Below are 16020 nucleotides of genomic sequence, written 5' to 3'. Positions count from 1 at the left end.
CGGATGGTATACGTAGCACCTTCTATTTTATCAGCCAACTTCGCTAAACTTGGGGAAGAGATTAAGGATGCGGAGCTTGGCGGAGCCGACTGGATCCATGTGGATGTCATGGACGGCCATTTCGTACCCAATATCACAATTGGTCCACTTGTTGTTGAAGCGATACGCCCAGTGACCAAGCTGCCGCTTGATGTTCATTTGATGATTGAGCAGCCAGATCGCTATATACCTGATTTTGTAAAAGCGGGTGCCGATTTGATATCCGTCCATGTAGAGGCTTGTACGCATCTGCATCGGACGCTTCATCTTATTAAGCAAAGCGGGGTCAAAGCGGGGGTTGTGCTGAATCCTGCAACCCCGATTTCACTAATTGAGCATGTACTCGATGAGCAGTTGGATCTTGTGCTTATAATGACGGTCAATCCTGGATTCGGCGGACAGGCTTTCATTCCTGGCATGCTGAGCAAAATTCGCGCACTGCGTGAGCAAGCGAATGCTAAGGGATTGGACGGGCTTCATATTGAGGTGGACGGCGGTATTAACGAGGTGACGGCTCGCCAGGTGGTGGAGGCTGGAGCCAATGTGTTGGTTGCCGGTAATGCTGTGTTCGGGCAGTCCGATCGTGCCGAGGCTATCAGGCGAATACGCGGGTAGAGGGGGAACGAAGGACGATGAGATTTCTCTGGTTATTGGTGTACAGTCTGCTTTGTGCAATCCTCTTGGCGTGTTTCTCAAATATACATGATGTCTCGAAGTATATATTCTCGCTTGGCGCCTTGTATGTAGGGATGCGATTTTTCCGTCGGTTTGAGCAGATTGGGTTTCGTATTTGGTTCATCGTTATTGCTGTTCTCTTCTATTTTATTTTCAGTTTAATTTATGCGCTTTACACGCAACTGGGCATAACTGCCCCATAGCCGCATACATATAGTTACAAGAGTGAAGCGCTCTTGTAGCTTTTTTTGTTTTCTGGAAGCGAGCGAATTGTGGGAGAAAGTAAAAATAGAAGGCACTTTTTCACGGTCCGGGCATATACTGTTGTAACGATGCTAAGGAGCAGTCATGCAACTTGTGAAGCATATGCTTACGACGTAAGTTTCTTCTGAAAACTTGAAGTCTGTGCTCATGAAGTCAGTTTTCTGCCTTCCTCTAAGCGCGGTCGCTCATCTTCGTAAGACCTCGGTAGAGGTTTATCTCACGAAAACTCTAAGCGAATGCTCATGAAGTCTGTTTTCTGACGAAAACTCTAAGGAGGGGTAGAGAATGAAGTTCTACACAATCAAACTACCAAGATTTTTGGGTGGATTCGTGAAAGCCGTACTTAATACGTTTAGTAAAAACTAGGCTAACACATACTTACTCCATTTCCCCAGAAATGCAAAAAAAGCACCGATAAGGTGCTTTTTGTCTTTCACATAAGAATATGCGCAGCTACAAATTAAACGCGAGCCACTTTTCCGGATTTCAACGCACGAGTACTTACGTAAACCCGTTTTGGTTTGCCATCAACGAGGATGCGAACCTTTTGAACGTTAACTCCCCAAGTACGCTTGTTTTTATTGTTAGCGTGGGACACGTGATTTCCTGAAGAAGGACTTTTACCTGTAATGAAACATTTGCGGGACATGTTTGACACCTCCTTGGGCAGTATACAAAGCAGCCTGGGTGGCAAGCCTAAGCTTGACATGACAGCTTTCCATAATTTTAGACATTGTTAGGTTTGTTGCGATTCAAAATATAACCAGCAAAAACACACTTAAATATAATAGCATAGCAAAAGGAGCCTAGTCAACGAATTACCTGCACTTTTGCCGTTTATTTATTCAGTATGTTATAGTACAATGAAGATTAGCCCACATTCCAAGTACATAGAAATTGACTTATAAAGTCGAATTTGCTAAAGCAAAACAGGAAAGGGAATGCTTACAAAGTTAGTCTTGCTAAAGCGAAACTTGAAGGAGTTGTTAGATAATGCCAATTGAACTCACAACCGAGTACGGAAAAGTGTATATTACCAATGAAGTGATTTCAACACTGGCGGGATCCGCTGCGTTAGATTGTTATGGACTTGTTGGCATGGCAACGAGAAAGCAACTGAAAGACGGAATAGCTGAATTGCTAGGCCGGGACAATTTAAGCCGCGGCGTCGAAGTCCGCCATGAAAACGGGCGACTCGAAATTGATCTTTATATTATTGTCAGCTATGGAACGAAAATATCCGTAGTCGCAGGTAATGTCCAAACGAAAGTCAAATATATTTTGAATGACGTAGTAGGGCTTCATGTGGACGATGTGAACATTTTTGTTCAAGGCGTTCGTGTAGCCAAGTAAAAGCCCGATAACCAGGAAGGGGAATCACTTTGAGTAAGCGCTTTATTTCAATAAATGGAAATGACTTCACTGCCATGGTCTTGGCGGGTGCGGATAACCTTCGCAGAAATGTAGATAAGGTTAATGGATTGAACGTTTTTCCTGTACCCGACGGAGATACCGGCACCAACATGAATTTGACACTCACTGCGGGTTGTGAGGAACTTAAAAAGAAGCCATCCTCCCATATTGGGAAAGCAGCTGATGCATTGTCCAAAGGTTTACTGATGGGCGCAAGAGGTAACTCAGGGGTTATTTTGTCACAGCTGTTTCGCGGTTTCGCGAAGCATGTGCATGATCTTGAGCATGTAAATGTACAGCAATTCGCGGGCGCTCTGCAGCAAGGCGTAGAGACAGCTTACAAAGCTGTTGTGAAGCCGGTGGAAGGAACAATTTTGACGGTATCGAAAGAAGCAGCTAAGCACGCCACACAGTATCGACGTGGAAGCGACCTGCTTGATCTCATGCAGGAGGTTCTGGGCAAAGCGAAGGAAGCCCTCGCTAGAACGCCTGAGCAGCTTGCTGTGCTCAAACAGGTCGGTGTGGTAGATGCAGGCGGACAAGGGCTTGTATGTGTCTATGAAGGCTTTGTAGCGGCGTTAAGCGGCGGTCTGGTTCAAGTGAACGATGACTATGCTACGATGGATACAACACTTGGTTCGGTTTCACTCGTTCCCGGCATGAACCTAGCGAAGGAAGTGCACGCACATCTTCCCGCACAGGCACATTTGGCCACGGAAGACATCGAATTCGGATACTGCACAGAATTTATGCTGACGATTGCTCCAGGCAAGGTCAAAGGACTTGTTTTCGATGAAGGCACGTTCCGTGATCAACTGAGCAAGTTGGGGGATTCGCTGCTGGTTGTAGCCGATGACGAGTTAGTGAAGGTTCATATTCACGCCGAATACCCGGGGGAAGTGATGAACCAAGCCATGAATTACGGTGCTCTGAGCCGTATCAAAATTGAAAATATGCGCGATCAGCATTCACATATATTGGAAGATATGACCGAAGGGTACGAAGCTCCTGTTTCTACCACGGCCACAGCTGTAACGCCAAGCAAGCCGTATGGTTTCGTTGCAGTTGCTCTAGGTGATGGCATTACCGATATTTTATCTAGCGTAGGCGTCGATGTCGTACTGTCTGGTGGTCAGACGATGAACCCAAGCACTGAGGATATTGTGAATGCGGTTAACAGTATTGACGCAGACACCATTTATGTGCTGCCCAACAATTCCAATATTATTTTGGCTGCGCAGCAAGCCACCCAACTGGTAGACAACAAAACACTGATTGTGATTCCATCTAAATCGATTCCGCAGGGTCTTGCAGCCATTCTGGCGTTCCAAGAGAAGGCGGATGCCAAAACAAATACGGAGGCCATGAGTGAATCGCTTCGACGTGTAAAATCGGGCCAAGTTACTTACGCTGTACGCGATACGAACATGGACGGTATTGACATCAAACAGGGCCATTTTATTGGCATTCAAGATGGGCGCATTGTATCTTCACAGCCGAGTCTCCTGGATGCTTGTAAGAAGCTGCTGGAGGAAATGATTGAAGAAAGCAGTGAAATTGTCACTATCCTCACTGGAGAAGATGCGGTCGATGCAGAGACGCAGGAGCTAGAGGCGTTCATTCAAGCGGCTTATCCCGAAATAGAAATTGAGCTCCATCCTGGCGGACAGCCTTTGTATGCGTACCTGTTTTCCGTTGAATAGCAGTGGAGTAAATTCGTGAAATGGAGTGAGCCCTGTTGACAAACATTCGTATCGTAACGGACAGCACGGCCGACATACCTTTGGCACTCAGACAAGAACTTAACATCGAGATGGTGCCTCTCAAGATCCATTTTGGAGATGAAGAATATTTAGATACGGTGACGCTGCAGTCTGAGGAGTTTTATCCGAAGCTGGCCTCGTCACCTCACTTTCCCCGAACGTCACAGCCGTCTCCTGCTGAGTTTCTGGACCTGTATCAGAGCTTGCTTGAAAAGCCGGATACGGAGGTTATCTCGATTCATTTGGCATCAGTGCTGAGCGGAACGTACCAGTCAGCGCTGCTGGCTTCCACGATGCTGGAGGACTCGTCAGGCAAGGTTCATGTGTTCGATTCCTGCTCGGCTTCCTATGGGATTGGCGCTCTTGCTGTAGCTGCTGCCAGAGCAGCTAAGTCGGGGCAAAGTGTCGATGAGATTTTAGAGCTTGTACGAACGATGAGAGAGAACTTTTACATATACTTCCTCGTAGATACGCTAGAATTTTTGCAAAAAGGCGGAAGAATCGGCAAAGCATCTGCTCTTTTCGGTTCTTTGCTAAACATAAAGCCCATTCTTTCTCTGGATCGAGCGGGCGAAGTGGCTGCGATTGATAAGGTTCGCGGTCACAAAAAAGCGGTTGCGCGAATACTTGAGCTGTTGGCGGCGGATGTACCCGGTAAGACAATCCGCAGTTTACACATTGCTCATGCAAACAATTTGGAAGGTGCGGAGCAGCTGCGCGCAGCCATCATGCAGCAATTTGTTGTGGAGCATGTGGACTACATTACACTGGGGCCTGTTATTGGCGCACACGCTGGACCAGGCACCATCGCAGCGTTCGCGAGTACGGTGTAAAATATGGATTTGAATCAATTTGAAGTACGCGAAGTCCATGGAGTGGGCGCTCAGAAGGCACTTGAGCTCAACTCCATGGGCATTTTTACGGTTATGGATTTACTGGAATATGTGCCATTCCGGTATGAGGATTACACGGTGCGTGATTTAGCTAGTGTGAAGGACGGCGACCGCGTCACTGTGAAGGGGTATATCATCGGAGAGCCGGTGCTGCAGCGCTACAGCGGCAAATCCCGACTATCCTGCAAGGTGATGGTCGATGAGTTCCTGCTGACGGCGGTGTGGTTTAACCGCCACTTCTTGAAGGACCGCTTGCGGCCGCAGCAGGAGATTATACTCACCGGCAAATGGGACGGCAAGCGCAGGCAAATGAGCGTGTCCGATTCGGAGTTTCCCGGACAAGGCGATTCCAATACCGGCACTATACAGCCGGTGTATTCGGTTGTAGGCTCTGTTACGCAGAAGTGGATGCGTAAGGTCATTCAGCAGGCGCTGACGCAGTACAGCGCCATGATCAGTGAAGTGCTGCCGGCTGGTATTACCGGCAGGTATGGGTTTATGCCGCGCAGCAGGGCGCTAGCGGTCATCCACACGCCGAGCGGCGTGGAGGAAGGCAAGCAGGCGCGCAGGCGCATGGTCTATGAGGAGCTGTTCCTATTCCAGCTCAAGCTGCAGGCTTACCGCGCTGTGACGCGCAGCCGTGCGGACGGGCTCCAGCAGCAGGTGGACTTGCCTGCTGTCCGCGCCTTCGTGCGCGCGCTCCCCTTCCAGCTGACGGAGTCGCAGAAGAAGGTCGTAGGCGAGATCCTGCACGATATGCAGGAGCCGTACGCCATGAACCGACTGCTGCAAGGCGATGTCGGTGCGGGGAAGACGATCGTCGCGGCCATAGGCCTCTACGCGACGGTAAAGGCTGGCTACCAAGGCGCGCTGATGGTGCCGACGGAGATTCTGGCTGAGCAGCATATGCGCTCGCTGAGCGGCCTGTTCGAGCCCTACGGGCTGCAGGTTGCGCTGCTGACAGGCAGCTCTACCGATCGCCAGCGGCGGGATCTGCTGGCCTCCTTGCAGATGGGCATGATCGACGTGCTGGTCGGCACGCATGCCCTTATCCAGGAGGACGTCTACTTCCGCCAGCTAGGGCTTGTCGTGACGGACGAGCAGCACCGCTTCGGGGTGAACCAGCGCAGCATCTTGCGGCGCAAGGGCATGAACCCCGACGTGCTGACGATGACGGCGACGCCGATTCCGCGCACGCTGGCGATTACGGCCTTCGGCGACATGGACGTTTCGACGCTGCGTGAGCTGCCGAAGGGGCGTAAGCCGATCAAGACGTACGCGGTTCAGCATGCGATGCTGGAGCGTGTGCTCGGCTTCATTCAACGCGAGGTTGCCGCAGGGCGGCAGGCCTATATCATTTGTCCGCTCATCGAAGAGTCGGACAAGCTGGACGTGCAGAATGCCATCGACGTCCACATTCAGCTGCAGCAGCATTTTCCGCACATGCGGATCGGCCTGCTGCACGGGCGAATGAGCGCGCAGGAGAAGGAAGCGATCATGCGCGCATTCAAGGAAGGCACCGTGGAGGCGCTCGTGTCGACCACGGTGATCGAGGTTGGCGTGGACGTGCCGAACGCCACGCTGATGGTGATCTACGACGCCGACCGCTTCGGCCTGTCGCAGCTGCATCAGCTGCGCGGGCGGGTGGGCCGCGGCGAGCACCAGTCCTTCTGTGTGCTCATCGCCGACCCGAAGACGGAGGTCGGCAAGGAGCGCATGAAGGCGATGACCGAAACGACCGACGGCTTCGAGATTGCCCGGCGCGATCTAGAGCTGCGCGGGCCGGGGGACTTCTTCGGTACGAAGCAGAGCGGGCTGCCGGAGTTCCGGATCGCCGATATGATGGCGGACTTTGAAGTCATGGAGCAGGCGCGCGATGATGCGGCTGAGCTTGTCGGTGACTCGTCCTTCTGGACGGGCGCCTCATTCATGCCGCTGAGGGCCTACTTGCAGCGCTCTCATATTTTTGACAGCGAAGTGTTGGACTAATCAGACTTATAACTAAAATAATCAAAAACGCTAGGATGGACTGATGACACTGTCAGTCGCTGATCCTAGCGTTTTTGTACTATTTTATCCTTTACCACACCTGAGAATGTTAATTATATCCTGATTAAGGTTAGTTTTGTACCTGTCTATTACAGCACAGGCTTGGTAGACTAAAGTTGTGAAGTTTAAAGAGATTGTTTAAAAAGCCCACTTTGATAACGAAGTCATTCCTGGAAGCATCTCGGTATCGAATCTTGAACGAAACCGGGAAGTCCGGTACTCACATCTCGCTCCGTTCCTCCTTCTCCGGACTTCGGGAGGGCCTTCTCGGTTCTGAAAGTGGACTTTTTAAACACGCATTTAATTCGAAAGGTGTGTAGCTGATGACAAGCAATCATCCGATTATTCAAGAACGTACAGAGCGTACGCAGTGGTTTCTGCAGGATCGATTCGGTATGTTTATTCATTGGGGGCTGTATGCCATTCCAGCTAGAGGAGAATGGGTGCGCAGCGTCGAGCGTATCTCGGTAGAGGACTATCAAACGTATTTTGATGAATTCGATCCTGTCCGTTATGATCCTAAGGCGTGGGCGCGTGCGGCGAAACAAGCGGGTATGAAATATGCGGTATTGACAGCGAAGCATCATGACGGGTTTTGTTTATTTGATAGCGCTCTCACTGAGTATAAGTCAACGAATACACGGGCCGGGCGAGATTTGGTTCGCGAATTTATTGAAGCGTTTCGGGCGGAAGGCTTAAAGGTAGGGCTCTATTATTCGTTAATCGATTGGCATCATGAGGATTATCCGGCTTATGGGGATCGCATTCATCCGATGCGGGATAATGAGAGCTATACAAGAAATCCGGAGACGTTCGATCGGTACCTTCAGTATATGCATGGGCAAGTAAGAGAGTTGCTGACGAACTATGGTAAGTTGGATGTGATGTGGTTTGACTTCTCTTACGATCGCATGAAGGGGGAGACATGGAAAGCAACCGAGCTGATGGCGATGATTCGATCTCTGCAGCCACTTATCATCGTAGACAACCGATTGGACGCAAGCGGTGAAGAAGGCGGAACTATTTTCACTAAAAATCCGCTCAGCTATTCGGGTGACTTTGCTTCACCGGAACAGATCATTCCGCCGCAAGGCGTGACAGATGACGAGGGAAATTCACTTCCATGGGAAGCTTGTATCACGCTGAATAATAACTGGGGGTACGCAGCTCAAGATTTCCAATATAAATCTTCCACTACCCTTATTCGGAAGTTGGTAGAGTGCGTTAGCAAAAATGGGAATCTGCTTTTGAATGTGGGTCCGAATGCGCTCGGCGAGATTCCGAAGGAGTCGCTCGACATTTTGGCAGAGATCGGCGATTGGGTTCAGAAAAATGGGGACAGCATCTACGGCTGCGGGCAAGCCTACTTACCGAAACCGGAGTGGGGCAGGTATACCCAAAAGGGTAATCTGCTGTATGCCCACTTGTTTGAGGAAAGCGTAGGCCCTATTAACTTAAACGGGTTGGCTGGTAAGGTGAAGAAAGCAAGGTTGCTATCTGACGGTTCCGAGCTCTTCCTAAGCCGTCCTTGGAATGCCGCCCAGTATCCGGACGATGCGTTCATTAGTTTCGCTAGACCTGAGCACTCCAGCTATCCGCTGCCGGATCAAAGAGCTACGGTCGTGGAGTTGGAGTTACTCTAAGAAGGAAATAAATTAACATTTGACCGTGTCCGCATTCGCTTTTAAGATGATAGTAGAGTCTTACTATTTTTTTGGAAACGAAGGTGTATGGAACTTTGACTTATTTCCTCTGTTATTTACTGCTGATGAATATCGTTACGTTCATAGAAATGGGACACGACAAGGGACAAGCCAAAAAAGGCGGGCGTAGAGTGCCTGAAAAACGTCTTTTTATATTGGCTGCCCTCGGTGGCGGGATTGGCGGGTGGCTTGGTATGCGGGTTTGGCGCCATAAGACAAAACATACCTCATTCGTCATTGGCATACCGCTGCTTGTTGCGCTAAATTGTATATGCGTTATTCTGATAGCGATTTATATGTAGCATGGCTTAAATAGACAAACAGTCACCGGCAGCGGCGGCTGTTTTCTTTTTTTATACAAAGCCATGAGTCAAGTTTGCGCGTTTTCACTCATAAGATAGGAACATGACAGGTATCGGAGGTGCGAACATTGAGTTACCAGCATTATGGCATCGATCCTGCGCTCGTGGAGCGCGTAAAGTTCAAGATGAAAAATCCGGAAATCAAGGAACGCATGAAGATGCTGCTGCAGGGCGTTACGAAGGCTGATTTGCAAGATTATACAAAGGTTACGCGCCTAATAGGGCTTGCTGCCGGCATTCTCGGCGAGAAGCTGAGCGGGAGCCAAACAAACCAAATTCTCGAGTTTATCCTAGCCCAAAAGATTGATCCAAACAATGCCTTTCACTTGATTAAACTATGGTCCATGTTTCGATAAGCGAACAGAAAGCGCCACCAGCAAGGTCGATGCCCGTTAGCCTTTTGCATGGCTGGCATCGATTACTTAAACAGACTAACGTTTCCCAAACGGGGTTCCTTGATGAAAAGGGCCCTTTTTTGTTTCCAAAAAAATTCACTTGCATAACGAATACGTGTTCGGTATATAATAAGTAACACGAATATATGTTCGCATATGGTGGTGGGAATATGAAAGTTAGTTCAAGTTCAAGAATTGAGACAGAAGAGGATGTTCAAATTATTAAGGAATACACGCTGCTGCCCATTTTGCTCGATATGCTAGCAAGGGACATGGAGGAGCTCAAGGTTTATAAGGATAAAATCGTGTACAATCATATTCTTTTTTATCTCAGAGAGGTTGAAATGGCTATTTATCCGGAATTACAAAGTATTAAGAGCCAGATGAAGAAACGAGATATTAAAGTTATCCATACCGAAATGAATGCCTTAGGCATTAACGTAGAGTACAAAGTCCGAGGCTACATTCATCATTTCACGATGCTTCGCAGCTTGGTCAAGGCTGAGCTTATGACCACGCTCATGAATATGCGGGGGGGATTGCGGTGAGCAAAGATCGCTACGGCGGGGAACGAACGATCTTCCTAGCGGATTGTCAGAGCTTCTATGCCAGTGTGGAGAAAGCGGGTCATCCGGGCTTGGAGGATAAACCGGTTGCTGTTGCAGGAGACCCTGCTCTGAGATCGGGTATCATTCTAGCCGCCTGCCCCGTGGCCAAGAAATACGGCGTATCCACAGCCGAACGGTTGGGCGAAGCGCTTAAGAAGTGTCCTGAGCTGATCGTGATGCGTCCACACATGCAGCATTACATTGATGTTTCGCTGCAGATTACCAAGATTTACGAAGAGTTTACCGATCTTGTTGAAATTTTCAGTATTGATGAGCAGTTCCTTGATGTTACGGCGAGTTTATCTATGTTCGGTGATCCGATCACGATTGCGAAAACCATTCAGCTAAAGGTGCTCAGTCAAACGGGGGTAAAGGTTCGCATAGGGATTAGTTCTAATAAAATACTAGCGAAGATTGCGACCGATATTTGGGCTAAAAAGAATGAAAGTGGCATATTCACGCTGCACCCATCAGACGTGGAGAAATACTTGTGGGAGCAGCCTGTAAGTAAAATGTTTGGCGTCGGTTCGCGGATGACCGCGCATTTTGCCAAGCTGGGTATGTATACGATCGGCCACGTGGCAAAAACGCCGCTGCCGCAGCTCAAGAACAAATTTCGCGCACGCTTCGGCAAGCAGTCGGACATTCACGCCGAAGTGATGTGGCGAACAGCGAATGGGCTCGATGATAGTCCGGTCACGCCCGGTACGTTTGATACGCCTCCGAAGTCCGTAGGCCATATGATGACATTGCCGAGGGATTATGCGGACTCCTCTGAAGTAGATACCATCCTGCTCGAGCTTACGGAAGAGGTGTGCCGCGACTGTAGGCGCAAAGGCTATATGGCTTCAATTGTTACTGTAAGCTGTATGTGCAGTCCTTTCGACGCCCCGACAGGCTTTTCGCGTCAAATGAAGATGCCTGATCCTACGAATCATACAAGTACGGTGTTTCAAGCTGTGAAAAAGCTTTTCTACAAGTTCTGGGACACCATGCCGGTGCGTCGCGCCGGTGTCATGCTGAGCCAGTTAGTAGATGATGACACTTATCAGCTTACCCTCTTCGAGGATCAGATCAAGGCGCGAGCGCTTGAGAAAGTGACGGACAGTATCAAAGACCGATTCGGCAACGCGGCGATTGTTCGTGCTTCCTCGCTCACAACAGCCGGCCAAGCGCAGAACAGGGCGCTCAAAATCGGAGGGCATTATAAATGAGCAAAAAATTGGAAAAAAACGGCCTGTGGGAATCCAGCAGGATGATGCTGCCGCAGCATCGAGAGGCTTTTCAAAACCAACGCAGTGATAGACCTGCTCCGGCCAACCGTCCCACAGCGGAAGACATTGGGATTATGCGAGATTATGTCTTGCTGCCGCTCATGCACGGGATGATCAAGAAAAAAGCCGGTGAAATCGAGAGATCCTCCGAAACGCTCCGAATGCTTTATGCCCGAGTCGCTCATGCGCTTGCTGCGAATATACAAACCGACTTAAGCGAAATTAAAACCAAGATGATGCAGCGAAGCATTCAATTATTTGAAGAGGAAAAGAATGACCGCGCCATTCACTATCGCTATGTATGTCGTGGGCATGAAGATGCGCTTATCATAGCTAAAGATTACATGCGTGCTGAAATTAGCGTGCGAACAGCACGGTACATTGACCATCTGGTAGCAATTGTGTATAATGCTCCGAAAGTTGATGAACAGAAAACGTAGAACGAGAGAAGCTCAGGACAATAGTAAGACGAAGACTAGAAGCCCGATGGAGAAATCTTCCTCGGGCTTTCGCGAATTGACGTGAGTAATTCTTTTTCTCATAATGGAGGAAGAGTGTTTCAGCAACTAATAGAGTTATTTCTTATGTGGGAGAACCATGCAAAGGAGAAGATGGGGACAGATGTGCGGACGCTATACGATCACCGTGACGTTAGAGGAGCTTATGCTGCATTATGATATTTATTACAAATATCCTGGAAGATACAGCCCCAAATATAATGTAGCACCTGGACAGCAAGTTATGGCTATCGTCCATGACGGGGAAAAGAATAAGCTTGGCGAGCTGCGTTGGGGGCTCGTTCCTGAGTGGGCGAAGGACGAGAAGCTAGGCTACCAGATGCTCAATGCACGAGCTGAGACACTCGCGGACAAGCCTGCCTTCCGCAAGCCGTTTGAGCGTAAGCGCTGCCTGATTCCGGCAGACTCCTTCTACGACTGGAAAGGGACGGGCAAACACAAGCAGCCGATGCGTATTATGCTGCGCAGCAGAGGCATCTTTAGTATGGCAGGGCTGTACGACACATGGACATCTCCAGATGGCACGCGCATTTCTACCTGCACTGTCATTACAACGGAAGCGAACGAACTGATGGCGGATATTCATGAGCGTATGCCGGTCATTTTGCCGAGGGAGATGGAGGCGGTCTGGTTGGATCGCGGCATCACAAACACCGATACGCTACGACCATTATTGCAACCGTATCCGACTGACCAAATGTTTGCATACCCAGTGTCGAGCCGGGTGGGTAATGTGCGTAACGACGATGAGATATGTATAGAGCCGTTAAGCCTCCTCCTGTAGAGGCAGAATTGTAAGAACAGAATGGGAGAGTTAACGACATGAAAACACGCATGGCAATAAGCATCACACTCATATTCGTTATTGTGTTTGGTGTGAATGGCTACATAGGGTGGCACGGCCGGGTCTTTCTATCGGACCAACTAGGTTCTTGGTTTCATCCTTGGCTATATTGGATTGTCTTCTGGATTGTTGCCTTATCGTATTTATTAGCATGGGTAAGCTCGCGGGTGGTGCCTGCCGGCGTGTCCCGACTACTGAAAATTATCGGCTCCTACTGGTTTGCCATCATGCAATTTGGTATTCTACTGCTGCCGTTGACTGATTTGGCGATAGGCGTGTTCCATCTGGCATCCGTTCCTTCAAATACATACGTTCCGATTCTCGGTTGGATAAATGTAGGGATCATACTCGTTGCTATGATTCGTGGTTCATATAATGCACGGAGCCCTGTTATACGCAGATATGACATTACGGTTCCCAAAAGAGCGGGAGACTGGGAGCAGCTTCGCATCGCGGTAGCCTCCGACATCCATCTGGGTTCAATTGTCGGGAACCGTCATCTGCGTAAGCTTGTAGAGCAAGTCAATGGTTTGAAACCAGACTTGATTCTTTTGCCGGGGGATGTCATAGACGATGATATTAAGCCATTTATCCGCTACAATATGGGTAAAACAATGCGAGAACTCCAGGCTCCACTAGGGATTTATGCTGTGCTCGGTAATCACGAATACATTGGCGGACATATTCCTGCCTTCGTGGAACAAATGAAGCAGATCGGCATTCGTGTACTCATGGACGAAACCGTTCATATCAAGGAACGGCTTTACATTGTTGGTAGAAAAGACAAAGCGGCCGAGCGAACGCCAGATGGACGTAAGGCGCTGGCTGCATTGCTGGAGGGCGCGGATCTCAGACAACCTATAATCGTGATGGACCATCAACCCTACCACCTAGACAAAGCAGCCGATGCTGGTGCGGATGTGATGCTTTCAGGTCATACACATAGAGGCCAAATGGCGCCTAATCACCTTATAACAAGAAGGCTCTTTGAGCTAGATTGGGGCTACTTGCGAAAAGGCAACCTTCATGCTATCGTTTCCTCAGGTTTTGGTACGTGGGGACCACCCATTCGTCTAGGCAGTCGGTCAGAAATAATTGAACTCACCATTCATTTTAAAAGTAACGAGAGAGAAGAGGGTTAAGCAGCATGCAAGAGGCAGACAGAAAACAAATTACACCCATAGAACTAGCTGCAGCAATGATGCAGTTTACAATGAAAAGCATAGAAAATAGTTGGGACACAATTAAACCGGTCGTTGCGGCCTACCTAAAAGAGCCCATATTATCCGAGTCTAAAGAAGACGAATTATTAAGGGAGATATATATAGCAGCTTTAGCGTTGGAGATTTACTGCATTCCCCATGCTTTCGATGCAGACGTTGCGCGTCTCGTCAGCTTAGGGATGGGTGAAGTGATGGGTTCAGATAACTTATCTGAGCATCACTTATCGGAATCCATCAGTCAGCACTATCTTCCGTGTTTGGAAGCAGTCAACGCAACTGCTCCCACGGACCCGGCGCTAGCACTTGTCGAAGAAGCTGCGACAATCCTCTACGATCGACTCGAGCTTCCACTCAAGCCAGCCGATCGGGTAAACAGCCTGTTGTGGGTCAAGCTATTTCCCTTTCTTGTCCAGCTAGTTGGGAAATGGCCGATCCTATTTACTAAATTCGAAGTTAAGCAAGAGTCCTTTGAAATAACAGAACATAATTAAAGAATCAACATGCCCAAGTCAACGGAAATGTTATATCCTCTTGACTTAAAGGTAATGATTACGAATAATAGAAGAGGAATCAATTATGAGCAGGTTAGAAGCATTTGCTATCATACTGCTTGGCGGAGGTAGAATTGAGTATGGCAGCACACAAAAGAGTTACCGTGTATGTACTATCCGGCTTTCTCGGAAGCGGTAAAACCACCTTATTAACGAAGGCGATTGATCATTTTACCGAAGCGGGACGTAAGCCCGCGGTTATCATGAACGAGATTGGTGAAGTTAATCTGGATGGGCAGTTAATTGCCAATGAAGTCCCGATGTCCGAGCTGCTGGGGGGCTGCATTTGTTGTTCGAGCCGAGGTGATCTTGCGACGGCGCTCAAGGAACTTGTAACTGAGGAGCAGCCTGACCTGATTTTCATAGAATCGACAGGTATCGCTAATCCAATGGAAATCATCGATGAAGTAACAGATGCTTCGCTTATACTTCCGGTAGAGCTCAAAGCCGTCATCACCGTAGTAGATGGACCGCAACTTCTGGAGCTAAGTCGGACAAGTCGAGGCAAGACCTACCGGCTTATGCAGGAACAAATCCGTTGCGCGAACTTACTTTTACTGAACAAGGCAGACCTGCTACAGGAAGCGGCGCTTCAGGAAGTAGATGTTCTTGTACGCGAGTGGAATCCATATGCATCTGTACACTACACCGTCTTTAGCCAAATCGATATGAGACTCATCGAAATGCTGGAAGAAGAGCAAGGTCAGAAACAGCACCTTAACTCAAATCATAATGATACTTATAATAACGTGCAGCACAAAGCCGACCATCATTATGAAGACCATCGTGAAGATCAACATGACGCCAACCATGATCATGACGTCCACAACGCCACCCATTCGTCTGAGGATCATGAGCCGCATGAATCTCACGATAATCTGCATCATGACCATGAACACGCGCATGAAAGTCACCATCATCATTCTCACAATCATGTGATGGCGTATACGTACTTTTTTGAGCGGGCAGTTGATAGCAACGCATTCGAAGAATTTGTTAGTAAGCTACCACAAGAGGTCTACCGTGCTAAAGGGATTCTCAGTTTTTCCGATACCTCCAGCCGGTTCTTATTCCAATACGCCTACAGAGAAATGGATTTCGTCAAAATCACTCCCAAAGGCGATGTGCCGGACGTTGCCGTGTTTATAGGAGAGAATTTCTCTAAAGACGCAGTCCGATCAGAATTGCTCAAACTGGAATCCCTTTCCGAAATAGCTGCAAAATAAGTAATTCAATGCGAACAGAGTCCCAGCGATCTAGCTGAGGATTCTTTTTTTTATATAGTATAGTAACACACGGGTTGGATATGGCCTAAGCGGCCACTGTAGCCACTATCCCTTTGGCTCAGATAGCAGGGGGAGTGGAGTGATTAGCATTACTTGGTACGTGGGGCATGCCTCTCCTCTAACAGGGGAACCACTATGATCACTAGTAAATTAAACAATT

Annotated in this window: 18 protein-coding genes; 17 read left to right on the top strand and 1 reads right to left on the bottom strand. The window is 48.7% G+C overall.

Going from position 1 to position 16020, the window contains the following annotated elements:
• Window positions 1–3 precede the first annotated feature (3 nt).
• The 3 genes from rpe to spoVM all read left to right on the top strand — a co-directional run bounded on the left by rpe (window position 4) and on the right by spoVM (window position 1344).
• Window positions 4–654: a ribulose-phosphate 3-epimerase gene (gene rpe, locus AC58U0_RS14510; RefSeq protein ID WP_497379652.1), complete on the top strand. Its 651-nt coding sequence runs from the start codon at window positions 4–6 to the stop codon at window positions 652–654.
• A gap of 17 nt (window positions 655–671) precedes the next feature.
• Window positions 672–917 carry a hypothetical protein gene (locus AC58U0_RS14505; RefSeq protein WP_497379651.1) on the top strand — a complete coding sequence of 82 codons (246 nt, stop codon included), beginning with the start codon at window positions 672–674 and terminating at the stop codon, window positions 915–917.
• A gap of 346 nt (window positions 918–1263) precedes the next feature.
• Window positions 1264–1344 carry a stage V sporulation protein SpoVM gene (gene spoVM / locus AC58U0_RS14500; protein ID WP_036634233.1) on the top strand — a complete coding sequence of 27 codons (81 nt, stop codon included), beginning with the start codon at window positions 1264–1266 and terminating at the stop codon, window positions 1342–1344.
• A gap of 94 nt (window positions 1345–1438) precedes the next feature.
• Here spoVM and rpmB read toward each other — a convergent pair whose 3' ends face one another.
• Entirely contained in the window at window positions 1439–1627 is a 189-nt protein-coding gene (rpmB, locus tag AC58U0_RS14495) for a 50S ribosomal protein L28 (RefSeq protein WP_029197753.1), read from the bottom strand.
• Window positions 1628–1971: 344 nt separating this feature from the next.
• On the opposite strand from rpmB, the gene AC58U0_RS14490 reads away from it, so the two are divergent.
• The 14 genes from AC58U0_RS14490 to AC58U0_RS14425 all read left to right on the top strand — a co-directional run bounded on the left by AC58U0_RS14490 (window position 1972) and on the right by AC58U0_RS14425 (window position 15800).
• Window positions 1972–2331 (top strand): Asp23/Gls24 family envelope stress response protein, encoded by a 360-nt coding sequence (locus AC58U0_RS14490; RefSeq protein ID WP_057303556.1) that lies wholly within the window; start codon window positions 1972–1974, stop codon window positions 2329–2331.
• Window positions 2332–2360: 29 nt separating this feature from the next.
• Window positions 2361–4094, top strand: coding sequence for a DAK2 domain-containing protein (locus AC58U0_RS14485; RefSeq protein ID WP_497379650.1), 1734 nt, complete (start codon window positions 2361–2363; stop codon window positions 4092–4094).
• Window positions 4095–4129: 35 nt separating this feature from the next.
• Entirely contained in the window at window positions 4130–4987 is an 858-nt protein-coding gene (locus AC58U0_RS14480) for a DegV family protein (protein ID WP_497379649.1), read from the top strand.
• Between the two features lie 3 nt (window positions 4988–4990).
• Window positions 4991–7036, top strand: a complete 2046-nt coding sequence (gene recG, locus AC58U0_RS14475; protein ID WP_497379648.1) for an ATP-dependent DNA helicase RecG — start codon at window positions 4991–4993, stop codon at window positions 7034–7036.
• Between the two features lie 383 nt (window positions 7037–7419).
• Window positions 7420–8739 (top strand): alpha-L-fucosidase, encoded by a 1320-nt coding sequence (locus AC58U0_RS14470; protein WP_497379647.1) that lies wholly within the window; start codon window positions 7420–7422, stop codon window positions 8737–8739.
• Between the two features lie 95 nt (window positions 8740–8834).
• Window positions 8835–9101, top strand: coding sequence for a DUF1294 domain-containing protein (locus AC58U0_RS14465; RefSeq protein WP_029197760.1), 267 nt, complete (start codon window positions 8835–8837; stop codon window positions 9099–9101).
• Window positions 9102–9229: 128 nt separating this feature from the next.
• Entirely contained in the window at window positions 9230–9517 is a 288-nt protein-coding gene (locus tag AC58U0_RS14460) for a stage VI sporulation protein F (RefSeq protein WP_057303561.1), read from the top strand.
• A 209-nt stretch (window positions 9518–9726) separates the two neighbouring features.
• Window positions 9727–10104 (top strand): YhjD family protein, encoded by a 378-nt coding sequence (locus AC58U0_RS14455; RefSeq protein WP_060645159.1) that lies wholly within the window; start codon window positions 9727–9729, stop codon window positions 10102–10104.
• A complete protein-coding gene (locus AC58U0_RS14450; RefSeq protein ID WP_497379646.1) occupies window positions 10101–11378 on the top strand; it encodes a DNA polymerase IV in 1278 nt (425 codons plus the stop codon). The genes AC58U0_RS14455 and AC58U0_RS14450 overlap by 4 nt, the downstream gene beginning before the upstream one ends.
• On the top strand, window positions 11375–11878 hold the full coding sequence (locus tag AC58U0_RS14445) for a YhjD family protein (protein WP_497379645.1): 504 nt from the start codon (window positions 11375–11377) through the stop codon (window positions 11876–11878). Before AC58U0_RS14450 ends, AC58U0_RS14445 begins: the two co-directional genes overlap by 4 nt.
• Before the next feature lie 181 nt (window positions 11879–12059).
• Window positions 12060–12740 carry an SOS response-associated peptidase gene (locus tag AC58U0_RS14440; protein ID WP_497379722.1) on the top strand — a complete coding sequence of 227 codons (681 nt, stop codon included), beginning with the start codon at window positions 12060–12062 and terminating at the stop codon, window positions 12738–12740.
• 38 nt (window positions 12741–12778) lie between these two features.
• Window positions 12779–13942 (top strand): metallophosphoesterase, encoded by a 1164-nt coding sequence (locus AC58U0_RS14435; protein ID WP_497379644.1) that lies wholly within the window; start codon window positions 12779–12781, stop codon window positions 13940–13942.
• 5 nt (window positions 13943–13947) lie between these two features.
• Window positions 13948–14514, top strand: coding sequence for a hypothetical protein (locus AC58U0_RS14430; protein ID WP_497379643.1), 567 nt, complete (start codon window positions 13948–13950; stop codon window positions 14512–14514).
• A gap of 140 nt (window positions 14515–14654) precedes the next feature.
• Window positions 14655–15800 carry a CobW family GTP-binding protein gene (locus AC58U0_RS14425; RefSeq protein ID WP_497379642.1) on the top strand — a complete coding sequence of 382 codons (1146 nt, stop codon included), beginning with the start codon at window positions 14655–14657 and terminating at the stop codon, window positions 15798–15800.
• Window positions 15801–16020: the final 220 nt, after the last annotated feature.

It is taken from the genome of Paenibacillus sp. J31P190 (assembly GCF_059692075.1).
The sequence above is the reverse complement of the archived record's forward strand: the minus strand, read 5'-3'. Positions and strand labels throughout refer to the sequence as shown.

Excerpts from the sequence above, each read along its gene's own strand:
- AC58U0_RS14470 (WP_497379647.1), top strand. The coding sequence starts at position 7,420 with ATGACAAGCAATCATCCGATTATTCAAGAACGTACAGAGCGTACGCAG.
- AC58U0_RS14435 (WP_497379644.1), top strand. The coding sequence starts at position 12,779 with ATGAAAACACGCATGGCAATAAGCATCACACTCATATTCGTTATTGTG.
- recG (WP_497379648.1), top strand. The coding sequence starts at position 4,991 with ATGGATTTGAATCAATTTGAAGTACGCGAAGTCCATGGAGTGGGCGCT.
- AC58U0_RS14455 (WP_060645159.1), top strand. The coding sequence starts at position 9,727 with ATGAAAGTTAGTTCAAGTTCAAGAATTGAGACAGAAGAGGATGTTCAA.
- AC58U0_RS14430 (WP_497379643.1), top strand. The coding sequence starts at position 13,948 with ATGCAAGAGGCAGACAGAAAACAAATTACACCCATAGAACTAGCTGCA.
- rpmB (WP_029197753.1), bottom strand. The coding sequence starts at position 1,627 with ATGTCCCGCAAATGTTTCATTACAGGTAAAAGTCCTTCTTCAGGAAAT.
- rpe (WP_497379652.1), top strand. The coding sequence starts at position 4 with ATGGTATACGTAGCACCTTCTATTTTATCAGCCAACTTCGCTAAACTT.
- AC58U0_RS14425 (WP_497379642.1), top strand. The coding sequence starts at position 14,655 with ATGGCAGCACACAAAAGAGTTACCGTGTATGTACTATCCGGCTTTCTC.
- spoVM (WP_036634233.1), top strand. The coding sequence starts at position 1,264 with ATGAAGTTCTACACAATCAAACTACCAAGATTTTTGGGTGGATTCGTG.
- AC58U0_RS14440 (WP_497379722.1), top strand. The coding sequence starts at position 12,060 with ATGTGCGGACGCTATACGATCACCGTGACGTTAGAGGAGCTTATGCTG.
- AC58U0_RS14490 (WP_057303556.1), top strand. The coding sequence starts at position 1,972 with ATGCCAATTGAACTCACAACCGAGTACGGAAAAGTGTATATTACCAAT.
- AC58U0_RS14505 (WP_497379651.1), top strand. The coding sequence starts at position 672 with ATGAGATTTCTCTGGTTATTGGTGTACAGTCTGCTTTGTGCAATCCTC.
- AC58U0_RS14445 (WP_497379645.1), top strand. The coding sequence starts at position 11,375 with ATGAGCAAAAAATTGGAAAAAAACGGCCTGTGGGAATCCAGCAGGATG.